This is a genomic window from Thiovibrio sp. Mzg5 (genome assembly GCF_055379285.1).
In genome coordinates this window covers 526,396-552,467 of the sequence record NZ_AP022872.1, presented here as the reverse complement: position 1 = coordinate 552,467, position 26,072 = coordinate 526,396, and the positions used below count along the sequence as shown (strand labels likewise).

The following is a 26,072-nucleotide window of genomic DNA, read 5'->3' as shown; positions in this document are numbered from 1 at the left end:
GGACCATGACAAGCAAAGGCCGAATACTTGTTGTTGACGACGAGCCCATGGTCCTCAGGCTGCTCACCCTGCAGATAGAGCGCCTCGGCTATGCGGTAACCCCCGCGGCCAGCGGCCGGGAAGCCCTGGCCCTTCTTGCAGAAAGCCCCTTTCATCTGCTGATCACCGATATCATGATGCCGGAAATGGATGGCCTTGCCCTCATGCAGCAGGCCGTGGCCATCCAACCCGACCTTGAATGCCTCGTGGTTTCCGGACAGGCGGATCTTGCCATCGCCGTGGAGGCCATGAAGATGGGGGCTATCAACTATATCCAAAAACCCATCTCCATGATGGAGCTGGAAGTCTCTCTCGCCAAGGGCATGGAGCGGCTGACCCTGCTGAAGGCCCTCAAGAAAAGCCAAGAGGAACTGAGCCAGCACCGTGACCATCTGGAGCAACTGGTCGCCAAACGAACCGCGGAACTCGCCCGCATCAACAAACAGCTCGAGGCGGATATCAAGGCCAGGAAAAAGGCGGAAAAAGAAGCGGAACAACGGCGGCGGCAGCTCATCGAGGCCGACAAAATGGTCTCCCTTGGCATCCTGGTCGCCGGAGTGGCCCATGAAATAAACAATCCAAACAATTTCATCACCATGAATGCCCCCATCCTCCACCATGCCTGGGACGATTTCCTGCCCATACTGGAGGAGCATTACCAGGAACACGGCGACTTTCCCGTAGCAGGCATCCCTTTTTCCGAGATGCGCGAGCATATCCCCGAGCTTTTTTCCGGCATCCTCGACGGCTCGGAACGCATCCGCAAGATCGTTTTCAACCTGCGGGATTACGCACGGCAGGGCATCTCCGCCATGGACCAGGACGTTGACCTCAACACCGCCCTGCGCGCCGCCCTGGTCCTGCTTGCCAACCCGCTCAAAAAAGCGACCGATCACCTCACCGTCCACTACGGCGAAGGGCTGCCTCCGGTGCGGGGCAATTTCCAGCGGGCAGAACAGGTCATCATCAACCTGTTACAAAACGCTTACCAGTCCCTCGCTTCCCCGGACGACCACCTGACGGTCACCACCGGCCAGGAGCCCAAAACCTCCACGGTTTTTGTCGAGATAGCGGACCAGGGCTGCGGGATTTCCCAAAAAAATCTCAAACGCATCCTTGACCCGTTTTTCACCACCAAACGCGATGCCGGCGGCAGCGGCCTCGGCCTTTCCATTTCCGCAGGGATCATGGAAGAGCATGGGGGGCGGCTTGAATTCATCTCACAGCCCGGCAAGGGCACCATTGCCAGAGCGATCTTTCCCATAACCACCCCAGGAGGGAAATAACCCCCCTCCAAATCAACTTTTATTGATGCTATCAACATTCATTCATTTCCGCTACACCACTGCCTCCCCCCCATTTCCCAGCCCAGGCATAAAGATATCTTGATTTCCCCACCCTCCTGCCCTCCATCGTTAAAAAATAATATTTCATACAATATCAACTAGTTAAATGCTTTTTCTCCCGCCTGGCACATTTCTTCCATATGAAGAAAGCAACCCCCGAGAAAACCACGGGATCGAAGGTCATCCGACCAGGAGGAGAGATCATGGGAACATCAGCACTGAAAGCCACGCTGGCAACGCTCATCCCTGATCGGAAAGCATACACCCGGGACTCGTTGCGGATCACCGGAATTCTCGGCATGATGGCGGCAACCGCCCTCCCCCTTGCAGACGATACGGTCATGTGTATCATCAATTTCCGGGGCAGGACCGTTCCGGTCCTTGATTTACGGGTGAACCCCATGCGCGGCCTCAACGGTTTTGCCGAACAGATCTGCATTCTGTCGGTAGAAAGCGCCCATCAGACCCAACCGCTCATCTTTGGCGCCCTGGTGGATTCGGAAGCAGACGCCTACGAGTTGATTGCCGGAAGCACCCACTAAGAAGATTACAGGCCCCACCGGGTCTGACACAAGTAGCCGTTTGGATCGGTCCCCCCCCCTCGCCGGTCCAAGACTTCCTGCCAAGTCTCTTCGGAGGCTTGGCAGGAAGTTGGCTTTTAGCAGGACACATTGACCGGGAGCAGGCCTTGGAGCACGGGACAACACCGACTATTGCCGCCATTCCACAACCTCTTCCCCCACGGCTGGATCCATTCATGTTGCAAACCTCTCTTTTACTGTGCTCCCCCGACCTTCCTATTACAAACCTGACCCCAGGCAAGTTGCTGATCACCGAACAGCCGACCTTGGTCTCCACCATCCTCGGCTCATGCGTTTCCCTGTGTCTGCACAGCAAAAAATTCCGGGTCGGCGCCATCTGCCACGGCATGCTGCCCCACCAGACAAAACTGCCCATGCCCGAACATTTCCCGTATGTGGACACGGCCGTGACCCATATGCTCGAAACCATGACCAGCCGGTTCGGCCTCGCCCCCTCGGAACTTACGGTAAAACTGTTCGGTGGAGCAAGCGTTCTCCAGGCCCACATGGCCGGCGCCGATGCATTTGCCATCGGCCAACAAAACATTGCCGCCGCCCTTGAGGCCCTTGCCCGTTATGGCCTCGCCCCCGAGGTGCAAAAAACCGGGGGAACACGGGGATACAAGATATTTTTCAATACCTCCACCGGCGAAGTTTTTGTCCGGCGTATCGTCCCCGGCATCGCACAAAATTTTATACAAACCATGCAGAAACAGACCGCGCATTGACGCTCCAGACGTTGCCGAGATAGCCCATGAGCAACCCACAAATCTTGATAGCGGAAGATGAGAAACACACCCGGCTGGCCCTGCATCTTGTTCTGCGCCAGGCCGGTTTCAGCGTGATTCTGGCGGCCAATGGCCTGGACGCCTATGAAAAAATACGGCGACAACCAGCCAGCCACCCCATCAGCCTGATCATCACCGACTTCAAAATGCCGGAGCTGGACGGCCTTGGCCTGATCGACAAACTCCAGGGGGCAGACATCCTGATCCCCATCATGGTCATCACCGGTTACGGCGACCCGGAACTCCTCCGACAACTGCACAAACGCGGCTGCGCCTCCTACATCGACAAACCGTTCGTCGCGGCGGAAGTCCTGAACCGGGTCGCCAGCGTCCTGCCACAGGTACAGGCCGTAGCCTGAAAGCTTTCCAGCCAGCCGTCAGCCCACCATTTCAAACGTTTCAACCCTTCCCTGCCCCCGGCACCTCCGCTTTCCAGCAGCAGCTCCCCGAGAAAAGCTATTGACCAGCCCTTGCGAACACACTACAAAGAAGAAAGGTGCCAGATGAGCAGAAAACTCCCTCTCCCCCTGCGGGAGAGGGTCGGGGTGAGGGGGGATGCCCCATGCAAGGCAGCCACCATCTTCACCCACACCCCAGCCCCCTCCCGTAAAGGGAGGGGGACGTTGCCAAGATCAACCACGCAACCAACAGGTCTTCACATGGTTTCCATAGCCACCATTGGCCCGGAAGGCTCCCACGCCTGGCAGGCGGCCCGCCAGTACAACCCGGACGCAACCATCAAGCTTTTCCCGAACCTGACCGCGGTGTTCAAGGCCTTTGCCGCCCTTGAGACCGATTTGGCCCTGGCGCCGGTCTACAATACCCGCGAGGGTCAGGTCAAGGAATACAGCCGATTGATCAAGACCATGGACAAGGGATTCTGGCAGGACAACATCGTCCTGCCCATCCATCTTTCCCTGGGCACTCTTTCCGCCACGGAACCGATCACCATGCTCATTGGCAAGAGCGGGGTGCTGCGGCAATGCGAAGACTACATCACCAGCGTCTATCCCGATGCAACCCTTACCTCGGTGCATGATCTCGACGCGGCAGTGCGCGACATCAAGGAACAAGGGCTTGTCACCCATGGGGTCATCGAGTCGGAGGAGGCCTTGCGCGCCTACGGCCTGACCATCCGTGCCCGGGAGATCGTCCCCCACAATCGGACTCGGTACGCGGTACTGGGCCAGTCCTCGGCCCCCCGCACCGGGTACGACGCAACCATCCTGATCACCACCCCGATCAAGGACCGGGTTGGCATCCTGGTGGACCTGTTAAACGAGTTCACCAAGCGCAGCATCAACCTGATCGACATGCAGACGGAAACCGACCCCCAGAGCCAGAAGCTGCAATTCTTCATCGAGTTCGAAGGGCATCTTGCCGACGAGCGGGTCCGGGTGGCCATCGACCGCATTGAGCACCAGATCATCCAGGAGCCCGGCTCGGTAAGGGTGCTGGGCAGCTTCCCCAGGGTGGACATGCGGGTCAAACGCATCAAGACCTTTGGTTTTATCGGCAGCGGCGAGATGAGTCTCTGGTTCGCCGAACGCTTGAAAAGCGAAGGCTACGAAACCTTGATCACCGGCCGCAGCAGCGTCCTGAGGCCCGAAGAGATGATTCCCCAGGTGGACGTGGTGGTGATCTGCGTGCCCATCAGCGCCACCCCGACAGCGGTGGCGGAATACGGCCCATTGCTGGCGAATAACCAAGCCCTGGTCCTGCTGGCAGGCGAAGCGGAAAACGTGCTGCACACCGCCCTGAGCCACACCAAGGAGGGGGTGGAGGTGCTGCTGGTCCATAACCTCTGGGGGCCGCAGGCCGCAACGATGAAGGACAAAAACGCCTCGGTGGTCCGCACTGCGCGGAGCGGGGTTTTGAGCAGCGAGTTCGAGGCCTTTCTTTACAAGCACGGGGCCAAGATCTCCCTCGATGCGCCGGGCCAGCACGACCTGATGATGGGGGTCAGCCAGAAGCTGCCCACCTCCATCTCGGTGGCCCTGGCCATGGCCCTCAAGGACAATGCTATCCCTCCGGAGGCCATCGGCAGCCACGCCACCCTGACCTCGCTCTACTCCATCCTCTCCATGGCCAGGGTGCATGGGCAAAACCCCCGCACCTACGCGGAGATCATGGCCACCAGCGGCCAGGGGCGCCGCATTGTTCACAGCTTTGCCGAGAACCTCGACCGGATCACCAAACTTGCCGAGTCCGGCGATATCGAAGCGCTCTGCACCCTGATCGAGGACAACCGGCGCTATCTCAGCGAACCGTTCCTCAAGGATAGAATGCAACAGGCCCTGGCCGTGGATGCCACCTTGGGACGCGTACTCAGCCGAGACTGATGCCGGTACAGAAAAAAAATCGACAGGCCTACGCAAACAAGCCTTGACGCACGATCATTTTTTTCTATATGGTGTAACTTATTGAAGTAATTCACACAAATTTTCCAATGATTAACCCGCTGCGCGGAGGAGAAAGATGGCCAGAAAACAGGCAACAATAGGCAAGAAAATCGGCGGTGGATTCGGAGTGGTGCTGCTCTTGACCGCTTTGATCGTGGGCGTTTACCAGTTCACCCTCTCCTCAGCTACCTCCGCATTCACCGGCCTCCTTGAGGTTGAGATGGCCATTGCCGTGCGGGCCAACGCCGCCCTGACCGCTCTCAACAAGTGCCGCCGCTTTGAAAAGGACTTTCTGCTCACCGGCAACGCAGGCAAGGTCAAGGAACAGAATGGCAGCATGGCTGACCTTGAGGACGAATTGGACACCATCGCGGCCCTGGCTAAAAAGGGTGGTAAGACCAAGGTGGTCGAGGAGACTCAGAAAATCAGCGACCTGGTGGCAGCCTACCAGAAACAATTCGAGGCCATCGTCGCGGCTCCGGAATATGAGCGGATGAGCATTGAGCCAAAGCTCCGTGCTGCAGCCAAGGCACCGGAAGATCCGCTGGAAACCCTCTACAAAGATGTGCAGGACGAGGCGAACCAAGTCGCCGTTGCCACCAAGGCGCGGGCCAAATACCTGGGCTTGCTGGCCCTGGCTCTGGGCGCCATCGCCCTAGCCAGCGGCGCGGCGATAGCCTTTTTCCTTGGCCGGGGGATTTCCACCACCCTCAAGCAGGTCAGCCACTCCTTAAATGAGGGAGCGGAGCAGGTGGCCGCTGCGGCGGGCGAGGTCTCCTCCTCCAGCCAGACCCTGGCGGAAGGCGCTTCCCAACAGGCTGCGGCGGTGGAAGAAACCTCCGCCTCCCTGGAAGAGGTCGGGGCCATGGTCAAGCAGGATGCCGACCATGCCCGGCAGGCCGATGACCTGATGAAGGAAGCCAACACGGTGATCATGAGCGCCGACGAATCCATGAAAAAGCTCACCACCTCCATGCAAGAAATCTCGGCGGCCAGCGCCGAAACCCAGAAGATCGTAAAAACCATTGACGAGATCGCCTTTCAAACCAATCTGCTGGCCCTAAACGCGGCGGTAGAGGCAGCCAGAGCCGGTGAGGCAGGGGCCGGATTCGCGGTGGTTGCCGACGAGGTTCGTAACCTGGCCATGCGGGCGGCGGAGGCGGCAAAGAACACCTCCAACCTCATCGAAGGCACGGTGCAGAAGGTCAACACCGGCAGCGCCCTGGTCAAGGAAACCAGCGAATCATTCAATACCGCCGCCGAATCCACCACCCGCATCGGCACCATCATCAGCGAGATAGCCGGATCGGCAAGCCAGCAGGCCAACGCCGTCACCCAGGTCACCAAGGCCATCCACGAGATCGACACCGTGACCCAGAGCAACGCGGCGGCGGCGGAAGAATCCGCCTCTGCCTCCGAAGAGCTGAATGCCCAGGCGGAAATGATGAAGGCCTCGGTGGGGAATCTGCTGGAAATGGTGGGCGGCGCGGAAGGCGCGGTACAAGCACAGCAAGATACCAGAAGGTTGAGACGGCCCCCCACTCCGGCGCAGTCCAGCACCAAGAAACTCGCCCCCCCGGCCAGAAAAGCCCTCCCCCCTGCGGCGAAGAAGCCACCGGCAAAGGGAACAAAGCCCGAAGATATCATCCCCATGGGCGATGACTTCGAGGATTTTTGATTCTTTCGTAAATAATTGGGAACTTTTACAGCAAAGGGGAAGTCTTTATAGCATAGGCAACGTGAAAACCTGGAAATCTCCTCCCCTTGGTTTCTTTTTCACCTTGTTTGCTTCTTCCCCTCTCTTCCTCGCCGCCACAAGCGGCACTCAGAGGCCATTTCCGCCCCTCCGGAAATGGCCTCTGTTTTTTTATCACCCATCCTTTTTCTCTTGATAAGTCTTCTCAAATAATCATATGCTGATAGCAGAAAATGCCAGCTGACAAGCCTTCTCACCGCATGATTCACACAAAAGAAGAAGCCAGGATTTACAAGGAGAAAGGGAATGGATCTCAAGCAGTGGTCGTTGCGGGGCAAAATTGTTCTGGTGGGCGTGTTGCTGCCCACCCTGCTTATCGTGGGACTGTTCCGTCTCTACTCCGGCGAATCAAGGGAAAAAACCCTTGCCGCTTACGCGGATAAGGCGAGAGCCATCTGTCTGACCGCCGAATCCACCCGCGACGAAATGGAAAGGAAATGGCAGATGGGGCTGTTCACCGCCGAGCGCCTCCGGGAGCTGGCGGCGGCTGGCGAAAAAGACAAGGCCCTGGCCATGGTTCCGGTGGTTTCCGCCTGGAATGCGGCAATGCGCAAGGCGAAGGAAGGCGGTTATACCTTCAAGGTGCCGAAACACGCACCCAGAAATCCAAAAAACGAACCGGACGCGCTGGAGACCAAGGCCATCAAGCTGATGGACGACCAGCATCTTGACGAATATTACGAGATCGACCCCGCCATCAACGCGGTCCGTTATTTCCGAGCAGTACGCCTCACGGAAACCTGCCTGCTCTGCCACGGCGATCCGAAAACCTCCCAGGCACTCTGGGGCAACGGTAACGGGACCGATCCAACCGGCGGCCCCATGGAAAACTGGAAGACCGGTGAGGTGCATGGCGCCTTCGAGGTGATTCAGTCCCTGGAACAGGCGGACAAACAGTTAAGCGCCTCCATCACCAAGGCCACCCTTCTGGTGGTGGCTGGCCTGGCCGTCATGGCGGTGCTCTTCGCCACCCTGGTGATCCGCATCGTCTCCAATTCGGTGATCAAGCCGGTCACCCGGATCATCCTCGATCTGACCCGGAGTTCGGACAATCTCCTTGACGCTGCCAACCAGGTTTCTTCCGCCAGCCACGAACTGGCCGACGGCGCCACCCGACAGGCCGCGAGCTTAGAAGAGACCTCCGCTTCACTGGAAGAGATGTCCTCCATGACCAAGCAGAACGCCGAAAACGTGAACCAGACCAGCCTGATGGCGGAAAATGCCAGAAGCTCGGCCGAGGTCGCCCAGCAGAGCATGGAACGGATGATCAATGACATTGCCAACATCAAAAAATCCTCGGACCAGACGGCCGTAATCATGAAAACCATTGACGAAATCGCCTTCCAAACCAACCTGCTGGCCTTGAACGCTGCGGTAGAAGCGGCGCGGGCCGGTGAGGCCGGAGCCGGATTCGCGGTGGTGGCCGACGAGGTGCGAAATCTGGCCCTGCGCAGCGCGGAAGCCGCAAAGAACACGGCGCAACTCATTGAAGAATCGCAAAAAAACGCGGACAACGGCGTAAAATCCGCGGCGGAAGTGCAGGGGATTTTGGTCAAGATCGTGGACGGGGTCAAGAAGGTCAGCCAATTGGCCAGAGAAATCTCCGTGGCCAGCGATGAGCAGGCCCAGGGCGTTACCCAGATCAATCTCGCCGTCTCCGACGTGGACAAGGTGACCCAGGGCAACGCCGCCATCTCCGAAGAGGCTGCCTCGGCAAGTGAAGAGATGTCCGGCCAGGCCAAGGAACTAAGCGAACTGGTCCACTCCCTGGCCGAGGTGGTGGGAGCCAAGCAGACCAGCGCTCCACCGCCGCACTCCGGCCTCCGGAGAAAAGCGGCGCCGCAAGTCCAGAAACGCGCGGCCGTGACGACCCCGGCAAGACCGGTGAAAAAACTGGCACCCCCGGCAGCCAAAGCGCAGGATGTTATCCCCTTTGACGACGATGAGTTTGAAAACTTTTAGCAACCACACACAGGAGGAACACCATGGCATTATTGACTTGGCAGGACAAGTATTCCGTTGGCATCAAACAAATCGACGACCAACACAAGCAACTCATCACCATGATCAACGAACTCAACGACGCCATGCTGGCAGGCAAGGGCAAGGAAGTCCTGATGACGGTATTGAACAAGCTGGCCAACTACTGCGTGAGCCATTTCGCCGTCGAGGAAAAGCTGTTTGATACCCATGCCTACCCGGAAACTGCGGACCATAAAGACAAACACCACAAGATGACCGCCAAGGTCACGGCGCTCATCGGCGAAGTACAAAGCGGTAAAAGCACGGTCAGTATCGAGGTGATGAACTTCCTCAAGAACTGGCTGGACAAACACATCATGGAAACCGACCAGAAATACGCCCCTTATCTGAAAAGCAAGGGCGTCAAGTAAGCAATTCCCGCCAGGGCCGGAGGAGCGACCAGATCCGCTCCCCCGGCCCCTTCCCTACCATACAATCACAGGCTCTCCATGAACTGCCGGGTAAACATCGACACTTACCGCTGCAACAGTTGTGAAACCTGCGTGGTCATCTGCCCCGAGATCTTTCGGATGAATCCGGCCCTGGAAAAAGCAGAATCCATCACGGATACCGTGGCGTACAGTGAGTCTCTGGACCAGGCCGCGGCCATGTGCCCGGAAAAATGCATCGAGATAGAACCGATGTGATGTGCTCTGCCGATAACCTTGCTCCATGATTGAATCATACCAATCATTCCATTCTTTTTATGTTTGACTTTTGCCGACCATTTCCTCTAGCCTAAAAAAACGGAAGCGAAGCTTACCAACCGCATCTGCTTCCTGTTGTTATGGTGTCCCGCCAGACGGGTTGTTCAAGTTGCTTTATCCCCCTGGCGAGCCTTTTTCCTCTTTTTCTCAACCGAAACAAAGGAGCCTGCCATGAAACACCTCTTCACCATCGTCACTGTCGCTGCTTTTTCCCTTTTTCTTGCCACGCAAAGCATGGCAGCCGATGCCCTACCCCCCGACCAACAGGCCAAGGTAACCGCCAAGCTCAAAACCTTGCAGGCATTGAGCACCGACCCGAAGGTGGTGGCGGCGGTCAAGGAGTACAACGCCTCTCCCTCCGCCGAGGCCAAGGGTATGACCAATGACAAATGGAAGGGACTCACCATCATGGACCCCTTTGTCCGTTCACTGGCCAAAAACGCCCTGGGCCAGTACCTGAACAGCAAGAAGGATGACAGCGTTACCGAGATCTTTGTCTCTGGCAAGGACGGCGGCAAGGTTGCCTTCCTTGCCAAGACCTCCGGCTGGAACCACACTGGCAAGCCGAAACACGACGTACCCATGACCGGCAAAACCTGGCAGGGAGCACCGGAAACCGACGAATCCACGGGCAAGCAGCAGGTTCAGGTGGCTATCCCGGTGCTGGATGGCGCCACCCCAATCGGCTCCATCGTTATCGGGCTTGGGTTGTCCAAGCTGTAAGCGACAAGATTGAGCACAATTGCGGAGCCTCCCCGTGGGGCTCCGCTGATTCCTTCATGGCAAATTAATCAGGAGAATCGCATGAGTGTCCTGCGCAAACTATCCCTGTTACTGGCCCTTTCTGTAGCGTTAATGGGGCTGGCCGGCGGGGTCTCCGTACTGATGGGCTACCGCATCGTAACCGACGGACGCAATCTCCTGCATGAACAGTCACAGGAGTCGGAAAAAGGGTTTGCACTTATCCAGGCCGCGGTTGCGGTACAAGGTGGAATACAGCAACTGGTTCGTGAGCGGGATATCGATACCATTGAAAAATTGTTGGCACAGGATGAAAAATCCTCCAAGGCTGCGCAAGAGCTTGTTGGCGGAATGCAAGGCGCCGAGGGGATTGCCGCGATCTTTGGCGAACTGCTGAACGTGAACACCAAGGTCAAAAATGTCCTGCTCAAGGGAGATAATGCTGCTGCCCTCCAGCTCTTCATTGAGGAGTCGGCCCCGGTTTTCGAAAAACTGCTTGACGCCATCCAAAGCCACCAGAAAGAAGTTCGTGAGCGCATTGCGCAACAGAGCGCAGAAAGCAATACCAGGCTGGTGCGAACGGCAAGTGTGGTGATGGTGCTGCTCGGCGGTGTTCTTTTGCTCTATGTCCTCTTCGGTCTACGGCTACGCCATTCCATCTCCAAAAGCTTACAGAGGGTAGCCACGCTGCTGCACGAGGTTACCCGAACGATCGAAACAGAGGTTGATGGAATGATCTCCTCCAGCGCTACGCTGGCCGAGAGCAGCAGCGAGGAGGCAGCCTCCCTTGAAGAAACCACCTCCTCCATGACCGAAATGGAGAGCATGGCAAAAAGTGCCCTGGAGAACGCAGAGGCGGCATTGCAATGGGGCGGCCAAACCCGCAAGGCAGCCGAAGATGGCAGTGAACAAGTAGCCAGGATGACTGCGGCCATGGACGCCATCAAGCAGTCCAGTGACGAGGTGGAGAAAATCGTCAAGGTCATTGACAACATTGCCTTCCAAACTAATCTGCTGGCCCTAAACGCCGCAGTGGAAGCGGCCCGGGCCGGCGACGCAGGCGCAGGCTTTGCCGTGGTGGCGGATGAGGTGCGCAACCTTGCCCACCGGAGCGCCGCCTCGGCAAAGGAAACTTCCGAATTGATCGCCGATTCCCTAGCCAAAGCAAACAACGGCGTGATCATCAGCAGGGAAGTAGCCGAAACTTTCACTCAGATTAAAGACAAGGTGCACAAGGTGGATGTGCTCATTGGCGAAATTGTCTCGGCCTCAAGAGAGCAGACCCAAGGCATCAGCCAAATTGACACCGCACTCGGCGAGATAGACAAGGCCACCCAAGCCACGGCCACCTCGGCTGACAATCTCTCCTCTGCAGCGGAAGGTCTGGGAAACCAGGTGGAGATGCTGGAACAAGCTGTGGACGAACTCGAGTCACTCCTTGGCGGAGCATCCGAAAAAATGCATCGGGATGCAACGGGGCGTATTCCAGAAAGAGACGCCCCCCCGTTGTTATCCTGATCCATTATCTTGGGGGGCTATTCTTTTCCTGTGTGATCCGCTAGCAATAATACTATTACACCGGCAACTGCACCAAACGATCCTCCGAGGTTCTTGCACAAAAAAGGGCATCCGTTTCCGGATGCCCTTTTTTGTGCAAGAACCTCAAACACCCCTAGCTCAATTCAGATGCCCCGCACTTCGATTTTGCGGGGTTTAGCCGGCGCAACCTTGGGCAAAACCAGGGTCAGCACCCCATCGGCCATGGTGGCTTGAATTTTTTCCTGATCAATGGTTTCGGCCACCGTGAACTTGCGCAGATAATGGCCGGGCTGAAATTCCTGCAGGAGAACGGTTTCTCCCTCGCAACCACAGGGGGCCATGACGCCGCGAATGGTCAGGGTTTCATTCTCCAGCTCGATTTCCACCCCTTCCTTGGCAACCCCCGGCATCTCCGCCAGCACATTGACCGCTTCTGCGGTTTCAAAGATATCCACCGCAGGCACATACTGTTTTTCCGGTTTTGTTGGTTCACCCGACTGTTGCACTTCCTGTTTCTGCTGGACCTGCATTTCTTTTTCCGTCATACGCTTGCTCCTTTAAGCCTTTGTGACAAAATAAATCATCCACTGGAAGGGGAAAACGGCATAAGGGGCCGTAACGAACTGGCCAGAAAAACAAAGTTATTTCGTAACGGCTCCTAAAAAAATACGAAGCCCCATCGAGGCAATCTCAGCCGACATTCACTTTGATCTGCCGGGGCGTTACCACTTCCGCCTTGGGCAGGGTAATGGTGACAATGCCGTTCGCCGCCTTGGCCTCGATCTTGTCCACCTGAACCTTGGTCGGCAGGGTAATGGCCCGGCTGAACCTGCCGCACTCCAGCTCCCGGCGATGGTAGGAATGTTTTTCGTCGGCGGCACAGGTTTTCCGCTCGCCTTGGATGGTCAGGGTGTCGCCCTCGATGGAGATCTCCACCTCGTTGGCCGCCACCCCTGGAATCTCGGCCCGGACATAAATATTGGCGCTGTCCTCCGAGATGTTCAAGGCCGGGAAGACCGTGCCTCGTCCGACGGCCTCCGAACCCGTGCCCTGAAAAAGCGCGTCCAGCTCCCTGCGCATTCTTTCAAAATCGGCCCAGGGATTTCTGAACAATTTCTGATCGGCAAATCGTACTATCGCCATACGCACCTCCTTTGAAAATGATTAGTAACAGACTGATTTAACGAAGTTTATTTTAAATATACAAAAAAATAAGAATCTTTGTTCGCTTGTCAAGCCCGGACAAAATCTTTCGCTGGAGTGCTGTGCCAAAATCACGACAAACTATCATACCATGCTGCAAATCATCTTTGCGAAACAGCGATGATAACGCTACCATCCAGAACAAAAATCGGGTATAGTTGCGACCCGGATTCATGCCGGAGCCAGCGCCGTTAAAACGGCTGGCGTTTCGGATCCCCACCCCATTGCGGCCCCATGCCGTCTGTTGCGGGCATACATTCACAAGAAAACAGGAGAAACACCATGAAACTTATTCTTTTAGGCGCACCAGGAGCAGGCAAAGGCACGGTGGCAAAGCTGCTCACCGCCATCGACGGTTCGGTACAGATTTCCACCGGCGACATTCTCCGCGGCGCGGTCCAGGCCGGCACTCCCCTGGGCAAGGAAGCGGAAGGCTACATGAACCGCGGCGACCTGGTTCCCGACTCGCTGATCATGGGAATCATGGAAAACCGCCTCCAGGAGCCCGATTGCGCCAAGGGCTTTTTGCTGGACGGCTTCCCCCGCACCATTCCCCAGGCCGAAGCCTTGACTGCGCTCTTGCAGAAACTCAACATCAAATTGGACATGGTTGCCTCCATCGACGTGCCCCGCGACGTGATCTTCGACCGGCTCTGCACGAGAAGAACCTGCACCAACCCCTCCTGCCAGGCAATCTACAACACCAAGAGCAACCCGACCAAGGTGGAAGGGATCTGCGACAAGTGCGGCAGCCCGGCGATCCAGCGCGAGGACGAAACCCAGGAGGCCATTGCCCATCGTCTGGACACCTACAACGAGAAAACCGCACCTCTGGCCGGTTTCTACGAGAAGTCAGGGTTGCTCAAATCCATCGTCGGCACCTCCAGCGATGTGGTGGTTGATGCCATCAAGAAACAACTTGGCCTCTAAAACCCCGGAGATTACCATCATCGGCGGCGGCCTCGCGGGATGCGAGGCCGCCTGGCAGGCCGCCCAACGAGGCTGCCAGGTGACCATCCACGAGATGAAGCCGGTGCGGTTCAGCCCGGCGCACGAGTCCCCGCAGTTGGCGGAGCTGGTTTGCAGCAATTCTCTGCGCTCCGCCGATGTCTCTTCCGCCGTGGGTTTGCTCAAGGAAGAGATGCGGCAGTTCGGCTCCCTGATCATGGCGGCGGCGGACCAGACCCAGGTTCCGGCCGGCCGGGCCTTGGCCGTGGATCGCGACCTCTTTGCCCAATGCATCACCGAAAAAATCGAGAATCATCCTGCCATCACCGTGGTCCGGGAGGAAGTCACCGAACTCCCCCCTCCTGGGCAATGGCCGATCATCCTGGCCTCCGGCCCGCTCACCTCTGCCCCCCTTGCCGCAGCTCTGGCCCAACTCACAGGGGAAGAGCACCTGGCCTTTTACGACGCCATCGCCCCCATCGTTGCCGCCGACTCCCTGGACATGTCCATCGTCTACCGGGCCTCCCGCTATGACGACGGACCGGGCGATTATCTGAACTGCCCCATGAACCGCGACGAATACGCGGCCTTTATCGAGGCCATGCGCAGCGCCGACAAGGTGCCGCTAAAGGAATTCGAGGAACAAAAATACTTCGAAGGGTGTCTTCCCATCGAGGTCATGATGGAGCGCGGCGAGAACACCCTCCGCTTCGGCCCCATGAAACCGGTGGGTCTGCCCGACCCGAGAACCGGCCGCGACCCGTACGCCGTGGTCCAGCTCCGCATGGAAAAAAAGGACGGGTTGCTCTACAATATGGTGGGCTTCCAGACCAAGTTGACCTATGGGGCGCAACAGACGGTGTTCCGCCTCATCCCGGGCATGGCCCAGGCGGAGTTCGCCCGGCTCGGCAGCATCCACCGCAACACCTTTGTTTGCGGACCCAAGGTCCTGTTGCCCAGCCTGCAGGTGAAAAACCGGCCCGATCTTTTGCTGGCCGGGCAGCTCACCGGAGTGGAGGGTTATGTGGAGTCCACGGCCATGGGCTTGCTGGCCGGGATCAATGCGGTGCGGCTGGCTCATGAGCAACCGGCTCTTGAGCTGCCCAACGACACCGCCCTGGGTGCTTTGATCGGCCATCTTACCCTGACCGACCCCAAGCATTTCCAGCCCTCGAACATCAACTTCGGCCTGTTCCCGGCCTGGGAGACGAAGCTTCCTAAAAAACTGCGAGGACAACACCGTGCGGAAACAGCCCTGGCTTCCCTCAAACAACTCTGCGACGCGGAAAAGCTGGCCCCGGCCTAACCATGACCGACGCCTGCTTTGCTTTCTCCTGCTCTTTGGCCTACTGATTCTCTCCGTGGCCCCGTCCTCCGCCGCATCCCCGCCTCTTCCCCAGCAACAGCTCGACATTGCCTTTGACCTGCAAGGCCATAGGCTCACCGGCACATCCCGCATCACCATCCCCGCCCAGACCGCGGTCACCATCTCCCTGACAGATTTGCAAATCACCACCCTGCAGGTAAACGGCATCCCGCTCCAGCCCGCGGAGCAGGTGATCATCTCCCCGGCCCCGAAAGAACAGCAGGTGGCCATCAGCTTTCACAAAACATACACCGCCGATCAGGCCGACGGACTCAACGAACTCAACGGGCTCATCGACCCCAGCGGCATCGCCCTCACCGGCCTTTGGCACCCGCTGCTGGACACCGGTTGCCAGTATGCACTGACCGCCGCCATCCCCAAGCAATTTACCGCCATCTCCGAGGCCGAGGAGATCCGCGACACGGTGGCCGGCAACACCCGCACGGTCCGCTTCCGTTTCGACCATCCCCTGGAAAGCCTCAACTTCGTGGCCGGACCCTATGTGGTGGAGCAGGCCCCCATCGGCCCGGGCCAAACCCTCTACTCCTACTTCTTTGCGGAAGATAAGGACCTGGCCGCGGAATACCGGAAAAAAACGCTCGGCTACCTCAAGCGCTACCAAGAACTGATCGGCCCCTACCCCTACAAGCGTTTCAGCATCGTGGAAAACCGGCTGCCCACCGGCTACGCCATGCCCACCTTTACCCTGCTTGGCCAAGCCGTGGTCCGGCTGCCCTTCATCACCGAGACCTCCCTGGGCCATGAGGTGCTGCACAGCTGGTTCGGCAACAGTGTTGACGTGGATGCCAGCCAGGGCAACTGGTGCGAAGGGCTGACCACCTACCTGGCAGACCAGGCCTTTGCCGCGGACAAAGGGGGTGCTGCCGCGTTCCGAAAACAGCAGCTCATCACCTACCAAAGCTATGTGGGCGCCGACAACACCCTGACCCTCAAGGATTTCAGCGGGGGTGGCAGCCACCTGAACTCGGACAACAAAGTGGCGCGGGCCGTGGGCTACGAGAAGGCAAGCATGCTCTTCCACATGCTGTTTCGGGAGATCGGCGATGCCCCCTTTTACGCCGCACTTCGGGATTTTTACGCCCGTTTCCGGAATCAACAGGCAACCTGGCAGGATCTGGCCGCGAGTTTCTCCCAAAGCTCCCACCAGAACCTCGAACCGTTTTTCAGCCAATGGCTCAGTCGCGCCGATCTTCCCCGGTTGAAAATCACCGCCGGCGCCCTGACGGAAAAAGAGGGCCAGCTGGAACTTACCCTCACCATCAAACAGCTCCAGGAAAAACCCTACCGGCTGCGACTGCCCCTGGATATCATCACCGCCAAGGGCAAGGAGCGGCGGGAAGTGACCCTGACCGAAAGCGAAACCAAACTGAACATCCCCCTGGCGGATTATCCCTCGCTGTTGATTGGTGATCCGGACTACGACCTGATGCGGGCCTTGGGCCCGGAAGAACTGCCGCCCACCTGGTCGCGCTTCCTCGGCGCCCGCGAAAGGCTGGCCATCATCCCGGAGGGCAAAGACCGACAGATCTATGCCCCGCTCATCGAACTCCTGGCCACCATGGCGTGCCCGGTCAAGGCTGCCGACGAGGCCACGGACAAGGATCTAGCCGACAAGTCCGTAATTTTCCTCGGCACCGACAGCCGGTTGGCCCGCTCCATCTTTGCCGGCCAGCCCCAGCCCGCGCCGGGCTTTACCCTGGAGGCAAAGGAAAACCCCTTGGCACCCGGCCAGGTCGCGGTGCTGATCGCCTCGGCCAGTGCGGCGGAAACAGCGGCAGCCGCCCCCAAGCTCGCCCATTACGGCAAATACAGCGGTCTCCACTTCAACCTGGGCCGGGTGGACCGGAAAACCATCGCCGAGACCGAACAGGGGCTGCGGGTGGTCATCGACACCCCGCCCATGGGCCTCGCCCTGCCCCAGGCCCTCTCCTTTGCCGCGATCATGGAGCAGCTTACCGACAAACGGGTGGTCTATGTAGGGGAGAGCCACACCCGCAACGAGGACCATCTCCTGCAACTGCGGGTGATCCGGGCGCTCTTCGCCCAGAACCCCAAACTTGCCATCGGCATGGAGATGTTCAGCCAGGAGGCGCAGCCCATTCTTGATCGGTATGTGGCAGGTGAACTGAGCGAGCGGGAATTTTTGAAGCAGTCGGGATATTTTTCCAAATGGGGCTTTGATTACCGGTTGTACCGGGAGATCATCAACTTTGCCCGGCGCCACCACCTGCCCATCGTGGCCCTCAACCTGAAAAAGGAGCTTGTCAGCAAGGTCTTCAAGCAGGGCGTTGCCGCCCTGAATGCGGAGGAAGTCGCCAAGATTCCAGTAGACCGCGACCTGACCACCCCCGGTTATCGTGAGCGGATCACCGAGGTCTTTGCCATGCACGGCCAACACGGCAAGCCGGAACAGGCCAACGGCTTTTTCCAGGCCCAGGCTCTTTGGGACGAGACCATGGCCGAGTCCGTGACCAGCTTTCTCAACAGCCACCCGGAAACGAGGATGGTGGTCCTGGCCGGCCAAGGGCACACCGACAAGGCGACGGCCATTCCGCCCCGGGTCGCCCGCCGGATGCCAGGGATTCGCCAGGCCGTCATCCTGAACAGCGAGAACGAGGCGCTGGATCAGGCCGAGGCGGATTACCTGATCTTTTCCAAGCCCGTCGAGCTGCCCCCGGCCGCAATTCTCGGGGTGATGCTGGCCGAGACTCCCGATGGCCCGCTGGTGCAAGGATTGTCGGAAAAGAGCAAGGCAGGGGCGGCCGGAATCATGAAAAACGATGTCATTGTCGCTCTGGATGACGAACCGGTGGCCACCATCGACGATCTGAAAATCATCCTGCTTGGCAAGGAAATCGGCAAGCAGGTGACGGTAAGGGTCAAACGGAAATCAGGGGGCTTGTTCAAGCAGGAGTCGATTCTTTCCGTTTCGGTGGGATTGTAGCAGGATTCAGATCAGTCCAACCCACCAAAAGTCCCCTCCCCCCTGGCGGGGGAGGGCTAAGGAGAGGGGGAAGCAGCTATAAAATTGGCAGGTGGCGCTTCACTGTTTCACCCACCCCCAGACCCCCTCCCGTCAAGGGAGGGGGATTCAATTTGAAAGAGACAAGAGCCTCACCCATCTTTTCTTTTGGCCTTACCCCTGCTCCGGGCTATAATGGGCAAAAATCAAGGACCGCCCATGACAACGCCCGACGAAAATTATACCACAACCCCACCGATCCCAGCCCAGGCCGCCCTGGAATTCCTCCAGGATGTCCGGCAGCTTGTCGCCTTCCAGCAGGCAATCGGCATCGAGGGCTACCCCCGCACCCCGGAACTTGCGCAATTTCTTGCCGGGCCGCAGCCGCCGGCACCGCCAGCCCGACCGCAGACAGCAACTGCCTCCAAGCCGGAAACGACCCGAACCCCATCAGCCCGCCCCCAAACCGCAACAGCAGTCATGCCGGATACCACCCTTGCCGAACTGTACGCCGAGATACAAGGCTGCCAGCGCTGCCAGCTCCATCAGAGCCGAAGCAAGGGAATCACCGGGGAAAGCTCGACCGGGGTCAAGCTGCTGATCATCACCGATGCACCCTCTGTTGAAGACGACCGTTCCGGCCTGCCCATGAGCGGGGAACCGGGCCAGCTCCTCGACAAGATGCTCGGGGCCATCGGCCTGAGCCGGGCAGAAGTCCACCTGAGCCTGCTCACCCGATGCCATGCGCCGGAGCCGCCAACAAAAGATGAGGTGGAAGCCTGCCTCCCCTTCCTGCTCAAGGAAATCATGCTCGTTGCCCCCACGGTGATCTGCGCCATGGGGGTGCTCACCGCACAGAAGTTGCTCCGCACCAGTAAACCCCTGAGCCAGTTGCGCGGCAGGTTCCACGATTTTCAGGGCATCCCGCTCATCCCCACCTTCTCGCCGGAGTTTCTTTTGAAAAATCCGGAGATGAAAAAGGCTACCTGGCTGGATTTGCAGATGATTCAGAAGAAGATTCAAACCGTCTAACACCCATCCACTCAAAGAAATTTCTAATCTGGACAATATTAATATTAACGTGCTAACGAAATGAACAATCTGCAAATAAAGCTGATGTATAGGGAGGCTACCGGAAGACTAAATGATGCGGGGTTGTTAAGTAAAAATATAAACCGTGAAACAGATTCAAATTATTTGCTTGAGTTATTAGCTTTTGAATTACTACTCAAAACCGTGGCTCTAATTCATTCAGGCCGCTTTAAAGAAAACCATAATTATGAAGAAATCTTTGCGTCACTGCCAAACAACGTAAAAGACCAAATACTAAAACGTTCATTTCTCTGGTCTCAAAAGAAGCTAAGCAAGAGTCAGTTGCAAAAATTATTGGTATTGTACAGAAACAATTTCACTAAATTACGCTACCCTTTTGAGGCGTATCGAAAAATGAGTGAAAGTGAGTATATCGAATATAGTGACTTATGGGTCGAATTGGAATCTCCTATAGAAGTGACCTTGCCCCTAAAAACTGAGCCATTGCGAAGTTAGTGATTTCGGTCTAGAACCTCACCGAGGAGACGGACATGAAATCGAAACGATTCAGCGAAGAACAGATTATAAGCATACTGAAACAGGCCCAGGCGGGGATGAAAATCGTAGATCTCTGCCGTCAACACGGGATCAGCGATGTGACTTTTTACAACTGGCGCAGCAAGTATGGCGGGATGGAGGTTTCAGAGGCCAAACGGCTGAAGACGCTTGAAAAGGAAAACAAACAGCTCAAACAAATGCTTGCTGACGCAATGCTTGAAAACCGGGCGATCAAGGACGTTCTCTCAAAAAAGTGGTAACGCCTGTCGCTCGGCGGAACGTGGTGATCTATCTACAAGAGAACCATCAGTTCAGCGAACGACGGGCCTGCGATGTTGTCGGGTTGTGCCGGAGCAGTTGCCGGTACCAGGCGATACCCAAGAACGATGAAGAAATCAGGTCCCGCCTGCGAGAGCTGGCGGAACAGCGGCGCAAGTTTGGCGCTCCTCGTTTGCACACCATGTTGCTGCGGGAAGGCTATCAGATCAATCATAAGCGGACGGAACGGCTGTACCGGGAAGAAGGGCTCTCCCTTCGCTTAAAGAAGCGCAAGAAACGGACAAGCCATCTCCGGGTTGTCCTGGATCGTCCGGAACGGATCAATCAACACTGGTCCATGGATTTTGTTTCCGACAACCTTTTCAGTGGCCGCCGTTTTCGGGTATTGACTGTTGTCGATGACTTCAGCAGAGAATGTCCGGTTCTGGAGGCAGACCACTCGCTCACCGGGCAGCGAGTAAGCCGGGTGCTTGATCGTGTCGCCCTGACTCGCGGGTTGCCGGAGGTGATAACGGTGGATAACGGCCCGGAGTTTATCAGCAAAGCTCTTGATCTTTGGGCCTTTGAAAACAAGGTCAAGCTCAGGTTTATTCAGCCGGGGAAGCCGGTTCAGAACGCCTTTATCGAGAGCTTCAATGGGAAGTTCCGAGACGAATGCCTCAATGAGCATGTATTCGTCAGCCTGCACAAGGCCCAAGAAATAATTGAATTATGGCGAACGGATTATAATGTAAATCGGCCCCATAGCTCTCTGGACAACATGACCCCAGAAGAATTTTCAGCAGCCTTTAAACGGGCTCAAAAAGCCGAAATCGCTAATCGCAGACTGGAACAATCACAGGGGTAAGGTCAGAAGAAGCCGAGTTTCAATACTATCCCGAAGAGCTGTACGGGTTGAGTAAGGCCCTACAGGAAGAAGTAGAAAAATATCTGGCCAACAATTCACTCCAGCCGACCGCCGAAAACGGTGGCTGAATTCAAACATACCACGACGTCAAATTAGCCCTATACCCCCTCCGGCGTAAAGGCCACCACCTGATCAATGCTGTCCGCACTTGCAAAAAGCATGACCAGCCGGTCCACTCCCAAAGCGATCCCCGCAGCCTGTTCCATCTCGGCAAGCTCAACCAAAAATTGCTCCGGCATGGGGCCTGGGTCACGGCCCTGTAACCGAATCCTCTCCTGCTCCGCCAGAAACCTTGCCCGCTGCTCCACCGAATCAACCAGCTCGGAAAAACCGTTGGCCAATTCCAACCCGGCCACATACAGCTCGAAACGCTCGGCCACCCTTGGATCGCTCGGCGATAGCCGGGCCAGCGCCCCCAGCGTGGCAGGATAGTCGTAGAGAAAGGTGGGGGTTGTCATGCCCAGATGCGGCTCCACATACTCCACCAGCACTTCATCGAACCGGTCCTGGGCCAGTGCCTCCTCCACCGTGCAGGGCGCATAGCGCCGGAAGGCCTCGGCCACGGTGATCCGCTCCCACTCCGATCCAAGATCAATCCTGCGTCCCTTCCATTCCAACACCCCTTCCTTGCCCATGGCCGGAGCCAGATGCCGCAGCAGCGCCTCGCAATCCGTCATCAGGTCGCGGTAGTCGCTTCCGGCCCCGTACCACTCCAGCAGGGTGAACTCGGGCAGGTGGCGGTCGCCGCGTTCGTCTTTGCGGAAGCATTTGCAGAGCTGGAAAATCTTGGGGATGCCTGCGGCCAGCAGCCGCTTCATGCACAGCTCCGGGGAGGTTTGCAGGAACCAACCTTCGCTGGTCAGGGGCACGATATGGGCTTCCGGCGCGGGGGCAGGGATACGGAGGGGGGTTTCGACCTCGAGATAGCCTCGGTCGATGAAAAAGGTGCGCAGGGCTTGAATGAGAACGGCCCGCAATTGCAGGCCGTGGATGGGAATCATAGTCGTTGTGCAGAGTCCGGTTTCGGTTCGGCTTTCACCTTAACTCCCCTCCTTTGACGGGAGGGGTTGGGGGTGGGTGACTTTGCCAAGGCATCACATCCGGCACCTTCCCCCTCACCCTATCCCTCTCCCGCAGGGGGAGAGGGGACTTTTTTTCTCTATTCTTTTACCCGGGTTACATACACCCCGGTCCGGGTGTCGATCTGCAGCTTGTCCCCTTCTTCGATAAAGGGCGGCACCTGGACCACATAACCGGTTTCCAGGGTTACGGGCTTGGAGTCGCTGCCGCTGGTATCGCCCTTGACCCACGGGTCGGACTGGGTAACCTTGAGATTGACGAAGTTGGGCAGGGTAACGCCGATGGGGCGGCCGTTGTACTGCAGCACCTCCACATCCATGTTGTCGGTGAGAAAGTTGACGGCATCGCCCAGCTGTGCCTTGGACATCTCCAGCTGCTCAAAAGAGACGTTGTCCATGAAGAAATATTCATCCCCCTGTTTGTAGAGGAACTGCATGGTCCGCTCCTCAAGGGCTGCCTTTTCCAGCTTGTCGTTGGAGCGGAAGGTCTTTTCAAAGGCGTTGCCGGTGATCATGTTCCGCAGACGGGCGCGGTACAGGGCCTGGCCCTTGCCCGGCTTGGAAAAGGAAAAATCCGTCATGATATACGGTTCACCGTCGATCTGAACCTTTAAACCTTTGCGAAAATCAGAAGCGGAATACATACGTGCTATCTCCCTGTGTCAATCAAAATCAAAGTCAAAAAAACACTGTGCGGCACCTTACTAACCGGATTCCCGCATTTTTGCAAGGGTGAAGTTCAGGCCAGCATCACTTCCTTTTTACCAATAGCCTCGGACTTAATGCGGTCCAAAAGCTCGCCCAGCACCGGTTTCACATTCTCCCGGATATCGCCGGCCACGATGATGAACAGCAGATCGTCGCCGGGCTGAAAGGAGCCGCTCTTGGCCTCGATAACGATGTCGAAGATGCCGGGCCTTTGCAGAAACTCCCGGCGGATCGCCTCGACCTTTGCCTGATCCGGGGTGACCTCAAGGGAGGTGACCCCTTCCCTGGTCTTGCGCGACCAAGCGCGGACCACGCCGTTGTGGACCAGAACCATGCCGACGTTCTCGGCAAAGGCGGGGTTCTTTTTCATCTCGGCAATCGTTTTTGAAATATCCATGCGCGCACCTCGTTATTGTTGGTCTACAAACACCGACTTTTTATCCCAGACTCTTGCTCACCACCTCAAAGACATCGCGGGACAACGAGGGACTGGCAGCAATCCGCTCAAGCTGACCCCGCATCAGGCCACGCCTGGTCTCATCGTAACGTGCTCCCCGCCCGAGCCGAGCCGCAAGACGGGCGGCAATCTGCGGATTGAGCGGGTCAAGGGCAAGAATCTGTTCGGCCAGAAAATTATACCCCCTGCCGGACACCTCATGAAAACAGAGCGGATTACTTGCGGCAAAGGAGCCAATCAGGGCGCGAACCTTGTTGGGATTCTTCAACTGAAAGGCCGGATGCTGCATGAGTGCTTGCACCTCTGCCAGAGTTTCCGGCAGCGGGGCCGTGGCCTGCACCGCGAACCACTTGTCCAGCACCAGGGGATCACCCTGCCATTGCTGATAAAAATCAGCGATGACCTGCTGCCGCTCCGGACGAGCGGAATGGGCCAGGGCGGCAAAGGCGGCCATCTGGTCGGTCATGTTATCCGCCCCGCGAAACTGGGCCAGGGCCATCTGGACAGCCCCATCGTCCTCAAGGGTCACAAGATAGGAGAGGCAAAGATTGCGCAACGCCCTCTGCCCTGCCAGCGCAGGCGCGTAATGGTAGGGGTCGTCAGCCCGGTTGGCCTGATACGTTTGCTCCCATGTGGGACGCAAGGAACGGGCCAGAGTCTGCCGGGCAAAGGTGCGGGCGGCGTGAATTGCCTCGACATCCACCACCTCCATCTGCTCGGCCAAATACTCCTCCGAGGGCAGGGTGAGCAAAAGGGCAAGAAAGGCTCTATCCCCTCCGCCTTCTCCCTCAAGCAGCCGACCGCAGGCCTCGACAAACCTTTGGTCAAGCTGCAGGGGGCGGCTGCCCCGGAAATCCTCCACCAGCCCCAGGAGTAAGCGGCTGGCCAGACACTGCCCCGCCTCCCAGCGGTTGAAAGGATCCTGGTCATGACGGAAGAGAAAGAGCAGCTCTTCTTCATCACAGGCGTATGCCACCTTGAGCGGCGCGGAAAAATTGCGCAGGATCGAGAGGCGCGGCTTTTCCGCCACCCCGTTGAAACGGATGATCTCCTTGGCTCCGCGCAGCTCGAACAGGCCGCGTTCCGCCTCTGCCTGCCGCTCCGGGCAGGACAGCGTCATCTCCCTGCCCTGGCCATCGAGCAGACCAAGGGCCACCGGGATATGGAGCGGCTCCTTTTCCGGCTGGCCGGCAGTGGGGGGGGTGCTTTGCTCCAGACTCAGGGTATAGGTCTGGGTCTGGCCGTCATAATCGGTCTGCACCGTGAGCTGCGGGGTACCGGCCTGGGTGTACCAACGCTTGAACTGCATGAGATCGCGGTCGGAGACCTCGGCCATGGCCTGGACAAAATCATCGGTGGTGGCGGCCTGGCCGTCATGCCGCGTGAGATACAGGGCCAGCCCCTGCCGGAACAACTCCGGCCCCAGCAGGGTATGGAGCATCCGGATGATCTCGGCCCCTTTCTCGTAGATGGTGACGGTGTAAAAATTATTGATCTCCATGAAAGAATCGGGCCGCACCGGATGGGCCATGGGCCCGTTGTCCTCGGGGAACTGCACGTTGCGCAGGAGCCGGACATCGTGGATGCGTTTGACCGCACCGGAGATCTGATCGGCGGTGAACTGCTGGTCGCGGAACACGGTGAGGCCTTCCTTGAGGCTCAGCTGGAACCAGTCCCGGCAGGTGACCCGGTTGCCGGTCCAATTATGAAAATACTCATGGGCGATGACCGCCTCGATCCCCTCGTAATCAGCATCCGTGGCGGTATCGGGCCGGGCCAGCACATACTTGGAGTTGAAGACGTTGAGCCCCTTGTTTTCCATGGCGCCCATGTTGAAATCATCCACCGCCACAATCATGTACTGGTCGAGGTCGTACTCAAGACCAAAGGCCTCTTCGTCCCAGCGCATGGCCTTGATGAGCGAGGCCATGGCATGACTGCATTTATCCCGGTTATGCGCCTGCACATAAATCTCCAAGGCAACCGGACGGCCTGAGCAAGTGGTAAAGGTATCAGCGATCTTGACCAGATTGCCTGCCACCATGGCAAAGAGATAGGAGGGCTTGGGAAAGGGGTCCTGCCAGCGCGCGTAATGGCGGCCTTCAGGCAGCGGTCCGGACTCGAGCAGGTTTCCGTTGGCCAAGAGCACCGGATAGCGCTGCTGCTCCGCGGTGATGGTGACCTCGTAGCGGGCCAGAACATCTGGCCGGTCGAGAAAATAGGTGATCTTACGGAACCCCTCGGCCTCGCACTGGGTGCAGAAATTGCCGCTGGAACGATACAGGCCATCGAGGGAGGTATTGTTCTGGGGATAGAGCTCGGTTTCGACGGTAAGCTCGAACCGCTCCGGCACCGTGAGAATGGTGAGGCTTTCATCGTCGAGCCGATACTGGTCCGGGCCAAGGGCGACGGAGTCGATGGCAACGGACTTGAGCACCAGCTTCCTCCCCTGGAGCACAAGGGGGGCCGCAGGCGCGGCGGAAATATTGCGGCGGCAGACCAGGCGGGAAGATACCTGCGCCCGCTCCTCAAACAGGTCCACGGTCAGCGCCACCTCTTCGATCATAAAGGCAGGCGGACGGTAATCCTTGAGCAGAATGGTTTTTGGCTGGGCATCCATGGGATCAGTCC

23 protein-coding genes are annotated in these 26,072 nt (G+C 57.8%); 17 read left to right on the top strand and 6 right to left on the bottom strand.

The window, feature by feature from the left end; translation table 11 throughout:
* Positions 1 to 5: 5 nt before the first annotated feature.
* The 11 genes from ACZ46D_RS02540 to ACZ46D_RS02490 all read left to right on the top strand — a co-directional run bounded on the left by ACZ46D_RS02540 (position 6) and on the right by ACZ46D_RS02490 (position 11,900).
* Complete coding sequence (locus tag ACZ46D_RS02540) at positions 6 to 1,325, top strand: hybrid sensor histidine kinase/response regulator (RefSeq protein WP_464928474.1); 1,320 nt, start codon at positions 6 to 8, stop codon at positions 1,323 to 1,325.
* 263 nt (positions 1,326 to 1,588) lie between these two features.
* Positions 1,589 to 1,927, top strand: coding sequence for a chemotaxis protein CheW (locus ACZ46D_RS02535; RefSeq protein WP_464928473.1), 339 nt, complete (start codon positions 1,589 to 1,591; stop codon positions 1,925 to 1,927).
* A 215-nt stretch (positions 1,928 to 2,142) separates the two neighbouring features.
* Positions 2,143 to 2,694: a chemotaxis protein CheD gene (locus ACZ46D_RS02530; protein WP_464928472.1), complete on the top strand. Its 552-nt coding sequence runs from the start codon at positions 2,143 to 2,145 to the stop codon at positions 2,692 to 2,694.
* A 26-nt stretch (positions 2,695 to 2,720) separates the two neighbouring features.
* The gene (locus tag ACZ46D_RS02525; RefSeq protein ID WP_464928471.1) at positions 2,721 to 3,113 is read left to right on the top strand and encodes a response regulator; all 393 of its coding nucleotides are present in this window, start codon (positions 2,721 to 2,723) and stop codon (positions 3,111 to 3,113) included.
* Between the two features lie 300 nt (positions 3,114 to 3,413).
* Positions 3,414 to 5,096, top strand: coding sequence for a prephenate dehydratase domain-containing protein (locus ACZ46D_RS02520; RefSeq protein WP_464928470.1), 1,683 nt, complete (start codon positions 3,414 to 3,416; stop codon positions 5,094 to 5,096).
* 136 nt (positions 5,097 to 5,232) lie between these two features.
* Positions 5,233 to 6,834 (top strand): methyl-accepting chemotaxis protein, encoded by a 1,602-nt coding sequence (locus ACZ46D_RS02515; RefSeq protein WP_464928469.1) that lies wholly within the window; start codon positions 5,233 to 5,235, stop codon positions 6,832 to 6,834.
* Between the two features lie 324 nt (positions 6,835 to 7,158).
* Positions 7,159 to 8,874 carry a methyl-accepting chemotaxis protein gene (locus tag ACZ46D_RS02510; RefSeq protein ID WP_464928468.1) on the top strand — a complete coding sequence of 572 codons (1,716 nt, stop codon included), beginning with the start codon at positions 7,159 to 7,161 and terminating at the stop codon, positions 8,872 to 8,874.
* 23 nt (positions 8,875 to 8,897) lie between these two features.
* Positions 8,898 to 9,305, top strand: a complete 408-nt coding sequence (locus ACZ46D_RS02505; protein ID WP_464928467.1) for a bacteriohemerythrin — start codon at positions 8,898 to 8,900, stop codon at positions 9,303 to 9,305.
* Between the two features lie 78 nt (positions 9,306 to 9,383).
* Positions 9,384 to 9,581: a ferredoxin gene (locus tag ACZ46D_RS02500; protein WP_464928466.1), complete on the top strand. Its 198-nt coding sequence runs from the start codon at positions 9,384 to 9,386 to the stop codon at positions 9,579 to 9,581.
* 231 nt (positions 9,582 to 9,812) lie between these two features.
* Positions 9,813 to 10,364 carry a hypothetical protein gene (locus ACZ46D_RS02495; protein ID WP_464928465.1) on the top strand — a complete coding sequence of 184 codons (552 nt, stop codon included), beginning with the start codon at positions 9,813 to 9,815 and terminating at the stop codon, positions 10,362 to 10,364.
* A gap of 81 nt (positions 10,365 to 10,445) precedes the next feature.
* The gene (locus tag ACZ46D_RS02490) at positions 10,446 to 11,900 is read left to right on the top strand and encodes a methyl-accepting chemotaxis protein (protein ID WP_464928464.1); all 1,455 of its coding nucleotides are present in this window, start codon (positions 10,446 to 10,448) and stop codon (positions 11,898 to 11,900) included.
* Positions 11,901 to 12,064: 164 nt separating this feature from the next.
* Here ACZ46D_RS02490 and ACZ46D_RS02485 read toward each other — a convergent pair whose 3' ends face one another.
* On the bottom strand, positions 12,065 to 12,466 hold the full coding sequence (locus ACZ46D_RS02485) for an Hsp20/alpha crystallin family protein (protein ID WP_464928463.1): 402 nt from the start codon (positions 12,464 to 12,466) through the stop codon (positions 12,065 to 12,067).
* A gap of 145 nt (positions 12,467 to 12,611) precedes the next feature.
* Positions 12,612 to 13,064: an Hsp20/alpha crystallin family protein gene (locus ACZ46D_RS02480; RefSeq protein ID WP_464928462.1), complete on the bottom strand. Its 453-nt coding sequence runs from the start codon at positions 13,062 to 13,064 to the stop codon at positions 12,612 to 12,614.
* Positions 13,065 to 13,406: 342 nt separating this feature from the next.
* On the opposite strand from ACZ46D_RS02480, the gene ACZ46D_RS02475 reads away from it, so the two are divergent.
* The 6 genes from ACZ46D_RS02475 to ACZ46D_RS02450 all read left to right on the top strand — a co-directional run bounded on the left by ACZ46D_RS02475 (position 13,407) and on the right by ACZ46D_RS02450 (position 21,137).
* Positions 13,407 to 14,054, top strand: coding sequence for an adenylate kinase (locus tag ACZ46D_RS02475; protein WP_464928461.1), 648 nt, complete (start codon positions 13,407 to 13,409; stop codon positions 14,052 to 14,054).
* Positions 14,044 to 15,378, top strand: coding sequence for a methylenetetrahydrofolate--tRNA-(uracil(54)-C(5))-methyltransferase (FADH(2)-oxidizing) TrmFO (gene trmFO, locus ACZ46D_RS02470; protein WP_464928460.1), 1,335 nt, complete (start codon positions 14,044 to 14,046; stop codon positions 15,376 to 15,378). The genes ACZ46D_RS02475 and trmFO overlap by 11 nt, the downstream gene beginning before the upstream one ends.
* On the top strand, positions 15,314 to 18,403 hold the full coding sequence (locus ACZ46D_RS02465) for a ChaN family lipoprotein (RefSeq protein WP_464928459.1): 3,090 nt from the start codon (positions 15,314 to 15,316) through the stop codon (positions 18,401 to 18,403). Before trmFO ends, ACZ46D_RS02465 begins: the two co-directional genes overlap by 65 nt.
* A 237-nt stretch (positions 18,404 to 18,640) precedes the next feature.
* Entirely contained in the window at positions 18,641 to 19,453 is an 813-nt protein-coding gene (locus ACZ46D_RS02460) for a uracil-DNA glycosylase (RefSeq protein ID WP_464928458.1), read from the top strand.
* A 60-nt stretch (positions 19,454 to 19,513) separates the two neighbouring features.
* On the top strand, positions 19,514 to 19,969 hold the full coding sequence (locus ACZ46D_RS02455) for a hypothetical protein (protein WP_464928457.1): 456 nt from the start codon (positions 19,514 to 19,516) through the stop codon (positions 19,967 to 19,969).
* A 35-nt stretch (positions 19,970 to 20,004) separates the two neighbouring features.
* Positions 20,005 to 21,137 (top strand): IS3 family transposase gene (locus ACZ46D_RS02450; RefSeq protein ID WP_464926980.1). Its coding sequence is split into 2 segments (ribosomal slippage): positions 20,005 to 20,257 and positions 20,257 to 21,137, totalling 1,134 coding nucleotides; the frame shifts between segments, so codons are not numbered across the junction.
* Between the two features lie 158 nt (positions 21,138 to 21,295).
* On the opposite strand, the gene epmA is transcribed toward ACZ46D_RS02450, so the two are convergent.
* The 4 genes from epmA to pepN form a co-directional block, all read right to left on the bottom strand.
* Complete coding sequence (gene epmA, locus ACZ46D_RS02445; protein ID WP_464928456.1) at positions 21,296 to 22,198, bottom strand: EF-P lysine aminoacylase EpmA; 903 nt, start codon at positions 22,196 to 22,198, stop codon at positions 21,296 to 21,298.
* A 158-nt stretch (positions 22,199 to 22,356) separates the two neighbouring features.
* Positions 22,357 to 22,920 carry an elongation factor P gene (efp, locus tag ACZ46D_RS02440; protein ID WP_464928455.1) on the bottom strand — a complete coding sequence of 188 codons (564 nt, stop codon included), beginning with the start codon at positions 22,918 to 22,920 and terminating at the stop codon, positions 22,357 to 22,359.
* 95 nt (positions 22,921 to 23,015) lie between these two features.
* Positions 23,016 to 23,381: a molybdenum cofactor biosynthesis protein MoaE gene (locus ACZ46D_RS02435; RefSeq protein WP_464928454.1), complete on the bottom strand. Its 366-nt coding sequence runs from the start codon at positions 23,379 to 23,381 to the stop codon at positions 23,016 to 23,018.
* 40 nt (positions 23,382 to 23,421) lie between these two features.
* On the bottom strand, positions 23,422 to 26,061 hold the full coding sequence (gene pepN, locus ACZ46D_RS02430) for an aminopeptidase N (protein ID WP_464928453.1): 2,640 nt from the start codon (positions 26,059 to 26,061) through the stop codon (positions 23,422 to 23,424).
* Between the last annotated feature and the right edge of the window lie 11 nt (positions 26,062 to 26,072).